Raw genomic sequence first — 6,000 nt, forward strand, 5'->3', positions numbered from 1 at the left:
ATCAAAACACGAGAAGGTTCCTCTTCGGAATCTTCTCGTAAATCCTTCTTAAGTTACAATACAACCGTTGCGCCAACTCCTCCTCTTTTTAAGATTTCCTTGTTATCTAATTTATTGATTCCCTTTGCAATCTTCTCAACTTCCCCAATAGTACATTCCTAAAGCAAAAGGTTTTTCGAGAATAAACACAAGCAGGAAGTCTTTTAGTTTGAAAAAGTAACCTGTTTTCATTAAAACTCAGAAAATAAATCAACCAAGAAGCCTATATTTAATGCTTCTTGGTTGATTTATGAGCTAGTCTTCTATTTATAGAATACAAATAACCTTTATTTGATCATCGAACAACTGACTATACATATATCTTATTATTTACGTTGAGCTTTTAGCCACTCCATTGCAACATGGACATGCAGGGCTGCCCCGTATTTGAAAATATCTTCATTCTGATGCATGCGAGGATTGTGAACAGGCGGCTCTCCCTCTTTGCCCGTGCCTAAAACAACAAAAGCAGAAGGAACTGCTTGAGAGATATGAGAGAAATCCTCTGATCCGCCTAATGCTCCAAGGTCAGTAATATTTTCTTTTCCCATAATATCTTCAAGTGCGGGCATGATTTCATCAATAAAGTCTTCATCATTATGGGTCGTTGGTGTATGGAAGTCCACAATATTATATTCGCCGCGCCATGCTTTCACTGTATGATCAATCATTTCTGGGATTCGCTTGCACATATGGTCTCTTGATTCTTGGTCAAAGCTGCGCATATTTCCTTGTAACACGGCTTTATCAGGGATAATATTGGTCACCGCACCACCGCTCATTGCTCCGATAGAGAATGTCACATGAGCACGTGGGTCTACTTCGCGCGTATATAATAAATTTAAGCTTGTATATAATTGGTTCATGATCATATTCGCATCAGTGGTTTTATGTGGTTGTGAACTATGTCCTCCATTTCCTTGGATTTCAACAATATAAGTATCCATGGCTTGAGTAAGTGTCCCTTTGTGAACAGATAATGTACCGGCTTCTTGGTCAGGCATAATATGAATACCAAACGCTGCATCTACTGTAGGATTTTGCAGCAATCCATCATCAATCATTAACTTGGAGCCATAGCCCCACTCTTCACCCGGTTGAAACATTAATTTAACAGTTCCTTGCAGTTGATCTTCATAATTCTTTAATACTTGGGCAGCGCCTAATAACATAGCAACATGTGAGTCATGACCACAGGCATGCATTTTGCCAGGGTTTTTTGATTTATATTCGGATTCATATTCTTCTTCAAGCGGCAGTGCATCCATATCGGCACGAAGAAGAATACACGGTTCCCCTGTTCCAATAGTCGCTACGACACCTGTACAATGTTTCTGTGCTCCAAATCCAGCCTTCTCATATTTTTTTGTAATTTCCTCAGGCACGACACCACATGGCTTGTTTTCAATCCCCATCTCATCTAATCGCTGACGAATATACTTTTGAGTGTTTGGAAGATCAAAGCCCAACTCTGGGTACTGGTGTAAGTACCGGCGATCTTTAATGATTTGTTCCTCATACTTCTTTGCTTCTTCAAAAAAATTACCCATATTTGTAATAGTCTTAGCCATTATGCTGATTCTTCCTTTCTCTTGAAATTCCTGCCTTAAAGATGGGAGGAACATTCTTTTTTCTTTATAATGAAGTTACAGTGCATCTTGTTGTGAAATATCTGAATTTAAATCAAACTTTGGTTTTGATTTAATGGCAATAAAGAATAAGACAAACTCTACAACCGCAAGTGCAATTAACACCTTGATCAGCAGCCCGTATGAATGATTAATATTATAAATCAACCCTGCTGCTATCGGAGCTACAGCTGCACCCAACGAAGTAAACAGAGCAACTGTTCCATATTTTGAACTGTATTCTTTCTCACCAAAAAGCGCTCCTGTAAGATAGGCAGGTGTTACTGTAACAGCTGTTGAACCTAATGCTGAAAATAATGTATAAAGAATACCAGGAATTAATAAGTTGGCCTTCAGTAAAAACAGAAAACAGATAATATCTGACGCAACGATAAAAGTTAACGTTTTGATTAATCCTAGCTTGTCATATAATCTTCCGACTAAAAGTTTCGCCCCAATGACCATCGCTGAGGCTAATGATAGTAGCAATGCAGCTTGTTGGGTTGGAGTTCCTATATCTGTTAAATAAGGGACCAAATTGATAATCATACTATTTACAACAATTCCCCCGACAAGGATTCCTGCACAAAGAGCCCAAAATGATACCGACTTGAATGCTTCCTTTTGAGTGACGCCTACTAATTCTTTCTGTGGTGCACCATTAGAAGTCTCCTCTTCGCCTAGAGGCAGTAGACCCTTATCAGCCGGGCTTAATTTAATAACAAATATAATCAATGGAACGAGTACAACCAGTATTAAAATCCCAATCGCAAGATAAGCCGTTCTCCATCCGTGAGCTGTGATGATCCAAGTAACTAAAGGACTAAGAATCATACTCCCGAAACCTGTTCCCGACAAAGCAATCCCTAAGCTTAAGCCGCGTTTTGCATTAAACCAGTTTGTGATCAGAACGGAGACGGGAATCATTCCAGCTCCTGTCAAAGCCATCCCCATTGGTACGGCAAATAAAAGAAAGTGAATAAGTTCAGTTGCAAATGAAAAACCTATATACGCCCCTGCTCCCAGAAGGGTAAAGATCGTCATGTATACTCTAATGTCCATCTTTTTCATTAACCTGCCAGCGATTGGAGCGATGATCATGGCTGTTGTTGCCATTACGGTGTAATACATGGTAAATTCAGCTCTGCCAAAACCAAGCTCTTCTGTAACCGGCTTAGTAAAAAGTGACACTAAGTTTGCAATAGGCGCATATAAAAAAGTCATAATCAGGAAGCCTGCTACTAATATCCACCATCCGTAAAAAATACCGCCTTTTTCATTCATATCACACTATCCCCCGTTTTCTTTTGTTATATTGACTTACCAATCCCCTCTAGTGTCACTCATTTCACCAAATAGAGAATAGCATTAATAAGATCACTTCTCATCGTTACAGAATGACTCATCACAACAAATTACATAGTCCCTCTCATTAACTGACAGGGTAATCTTTCACCCCCCTCTAACCATTTGTGTAGAAGCTACAATTCAACTAATCCCTTGAATAGTTCAACTCCTGTTTCAATGAGGTCATCATAGAAGTCGTACTCATAGGTATGAACTTGTGGATAATCTACTCCGTTTCCGATAAAGCAATATGCCCCCTTTGTTAACTTTAAATAGTGGCCAAAATCATCCGAAGCACGAAAAGCCTCTTTGAGTTCCACCAATTCCATTCCTTTCGATTTTGCTACCTGACGAATTTTATCAGAGCTCTCCTTGTGATTTACCGTCTCCGGAAAAGTATCATTATAGGAAAAGCTTACTCTCAGTCCATGCCTTTCTGCTTGCGTTAAAGCAAGTTCTTCAAGGTTTTTCTGGAGCTTGTCCAATTCTTCCTCATGCAGGGCACGAATCGTCAGAAGTAAATCTCCTTTGCTCGCAGACATTCCGAAAGCTCTTTTGCCTATATCCACTTGGACAACCGTGCAGAGTACTAAGCCTCTATTGTTCTCTGGAGAAGTAAACTCAGGAATAGCATCGATAACTTTCGCTATGGCAAAAGCCGGATTGACCCCATCCTCGGGCTGGCTGGCATGGGCAGGCACCCCTTCTATCTGGATGGTCATGCCTTTGGAAGCACAGTGAGCGGTACCATCTATCACATTGATGGATTTAAGGGGCACACCGCTCATATTGTGGTAAGCAAAAATTTCTTCAATATGGTTCTCCTCGATAAAGGCAGCACATTGAACAGCGCCGTCTCCTGTTTCTTCTGCATGCTGGAAAAGAAAAAAGACGTTTTTGTCTGCGCCATTTTGGTCAATTTCAAGTGCAAATCCTGCTAGTGTTGCTGAGTGTCCATCATGTCCGCATTTATGTGCTTTTCCCGGGATTTGAGAAGCCCATGGAAGATCGATCACTTCATCCATTGGAAGTGCATCAAAATCTGCACGAAAAGCAATATTGGATTTATATACTCCAGCCCGGTAAGTGGCATAGAACCAATCGCCTTTATCTACAATTTCAAGACTCGTATGCGTTTTCAAAAAATCCATTAAACGCTGTTTTGTCCATACTTCTTCATTAGAAAGTTCAGGATGTTGATGCAATTCACGACGCAATTGTTTAGCAAGTTCTAAGTTTCTCTTTTCCATTGTGACTATCTCCTTGAGTTAAGCGTTTTCTAAAAAAGATTCAATGTGTAGTTAGTATTAGAGTCATTGCTCAGTCAGCTGATAACGTATACATGACAACTGGATAGCCCCTTCGTTATGTAGAGAGCAATCGCTTTCAAAACTCAAAATACTATCCTCATTCATGAGTCTTTCATACTTATATGCAAATCCTATGCCAAAATTTCGTTACCTTTATCCTCCCTCTATTAAAGAAAGCTCCACAAAGAAGGGTAATTTTTTTTACTAATCAGGTGAAAATTTTCCCCCTTTTTATCCTGTAACCTTGTATTAAATTTGGTCATGTTCATGCTTATTGAACTAAAGATCCTTTTAATTTATTAAGAGAAACGAATATATTACAAAGAGTGTATTAAAGAAAGTAGATGCGTTGTATATACTGTTATCAATAACGATGAGAGGGGTCAATGAGGAAGAAGCTCAAGAAGAATGAGAAGAATGAATGGAATATAAACATCTTGATGCATATTTATTGTTCGTTGAAGCATTAAAAAAGAAATGGGTGTTTTATTTTCCGAAAAAATTTTTTAGTGATTCTGACGAAGAGTAAAATAAACGACTATTTGATCTTTTAAATGGCTTGTTCCAGAAGCAGATTGTTATTAGCATGAATATAAAAATTTTGTAACATAGGAGAAGGCTTAAGAATGGTTGGCCAAAAGGCTTATAAGGGATTACACACTTAAAAAGATACTAGATACCTTTTACATTCAGGGAATCCCTAGTATGTACAAAAAAGCACCTGGCCAGTTTTACAAAAACTGGCCAGGTGCTTTTTATAATTTACATATCCCAGAGGATTCGAACCTCTAACAGTCAACTTATACGTGTAAATTTATTGCTCTTCCATTGAGCTACTGTGGAACAAAGTGGGCCTGAATGGACTCGAACCATCGACCTCACGCTTATCAGGCGTGCGCTCTAACCAGCTGAGCTACAGGCCCATTTATGTAAATGGAGCGGGTGATGAGAATCGAACTCACGACATCAGCTTGGAAGGCTGAGGTTTTACCATTAAACTACACCCGCATTAAAAACTGGCTGGGCTAGCTGGATTCGAACCAACGAATGACGGAGTCAAAGTCCGTTGCCTTACCGCTTGGCTATAGCCCATTAAAATACATATGGGGCGATCGATGGGAATCGAACCCACGAGTGTCGGAGCCACAATCCGATGCGTTAACCACTTCGCCACGACCGCCATAATGATAGTTAATTTGGCAGGGGCAGTAGGAATCGAACCCACACTGGAGGTTTTGGAGACCTCTGTTCTACCGTTAAACTATGCCCCTATCAAACTGGTGGAGGGGGACGGATTCGAACCGCCGAACCCGGAGGGAGCGGATTTACAGTCCGCCGCGTTTAGCCACTTCGCTACCCCTCCATCTGAAATAGAGATAGTTTTTTAGACAATGAAAAAATGGTGGCTCAGGACGGAATCGAACCGCCGACACATGGATTTTCAGTCCATTGCTCTACCGACTGAGCTACTGAGCCACACAAGAATATTATATATCAACAGCAAGACACTCCTTGCTGGAAGAAATATGGCGGTCCGGACGGGACTCGAACCCGCGACCTCCTGCGTGACAGGCAGGCATTCTAACCAACTGAACTACCGGACCAGATTGCGGGGACAGGATTTGAACCTGCGACCTTCGGGTTATGAGCCCGACGAGCTACCAGACTGCTCCACC

The 6,000-nt window shown here is 40.6% G+C and carries 3 protein-coding genes and 9 tRNA genes (1 of these 12 cut by a window edge); all 12 read right to left on the minus strand.

Translation table 11 applies throughout. The features are described from left to right. Positions 1-365 precede the first annotated feature (365 nt). Positions 366-1,610, minus strand: a complete 1,245-nt coding sequence (locus MKZ02_RS23155) for a M20 metallopeptidase family protein (protein WP_340856794.1) — start codon at positions 1,608-1,610, stop codon at positions 366-368. A gap of 75 nt (positions 1,611-1,685) precedes the next feature. Continuing rightward, the gene (locus MKZ02_RS23160) at positions 1,686-2,951 is read right to left on the minus strand and encodes an MFS transporter (RefSeq protein WP_340856796.1); all 1,266 of its coding nucleotides are present in this window, start codon (positions 2,949-2,951) and stop codon (positions 1,686-1,688) included. Positions 2,952-3,148: 197 nt separating this feature from the next. Then, complete coding sequence (locus MKZ02_RS23165; RefSeq protein ID WP_340856798.1) at positions 3,149-4,264, minus strand: M20 metallopeptidase family protein; 1,116 nt, start codon at positions 4,262-4,264, stop codon at positions 3,149-3,151. Positions 4,265-5,173: 909 nt separating this feature from the next. Beyond that, positions 5,174-5,247: transfer RNA gene (locus MKZ02_RS23170), tRNA-Ile, on the minus strand. 11 nt (positions 5,248-5,258) lie between these two features. Next, positions 5,259-5,332 (minus strand) — tRNA-Gly (locus MKZ02_RS23175). A 9-nt stretch (positions 5,333-5,341) separates the two neighbouring features. Then, positions 5,342-5,416 (minus strand) — tRNA-Gln (locus MKZ02_RS23180). 12 nt (positions 5,417-5,428) lie between these two features. Further along, positions 5,429-5,504: transfer RNA gene (locus MKZ02_RS23185), tRNA-His, on the minus strand. A 17-nt stretch (positions 5,505-5,521) separates the two neighbouring features. Beyond that, a tRNA-Trp gene (locus MKZ02_RS23190) sits at positions 5,522-5,595 on the minus strand. A gap of 7 nt (positions 5,596-5,602) precedes the next feature. Continuing rightward, positions 5,603-5,687 (minus strand) — tRNA-Tyr (locus MKZ02_RS23195). 37 nt (positions 5,688-5,724) lie between these two features. Beyond that, positions 5,725-5,800 (minus strand) — tRNA-Phe (locus MKZ02_RS23200). A 51-nt stretch (positions 5,801-5,851) separates the two neighbouring features. Next, positions 5,852-5,928 (minus strand) — tRNA-Asp (locus tag MKZ02_RS23205). 3 nt (positions 5,929-5,931) lie between these two features. After that, positions 5,932-6,000, minus strand: a tRNA-Met gene (locus tag MKZ02_RS23210); it runs 5 nt beyond the window's last position.

This window comes from Pseudobacillus sp. FSL P4-0506, from assembly GCF_038003025.1.
GTDB lineage: Bacteria > Bacillota > Bacilli > Bacillales > Domibacillaceae > Pseudobacillus.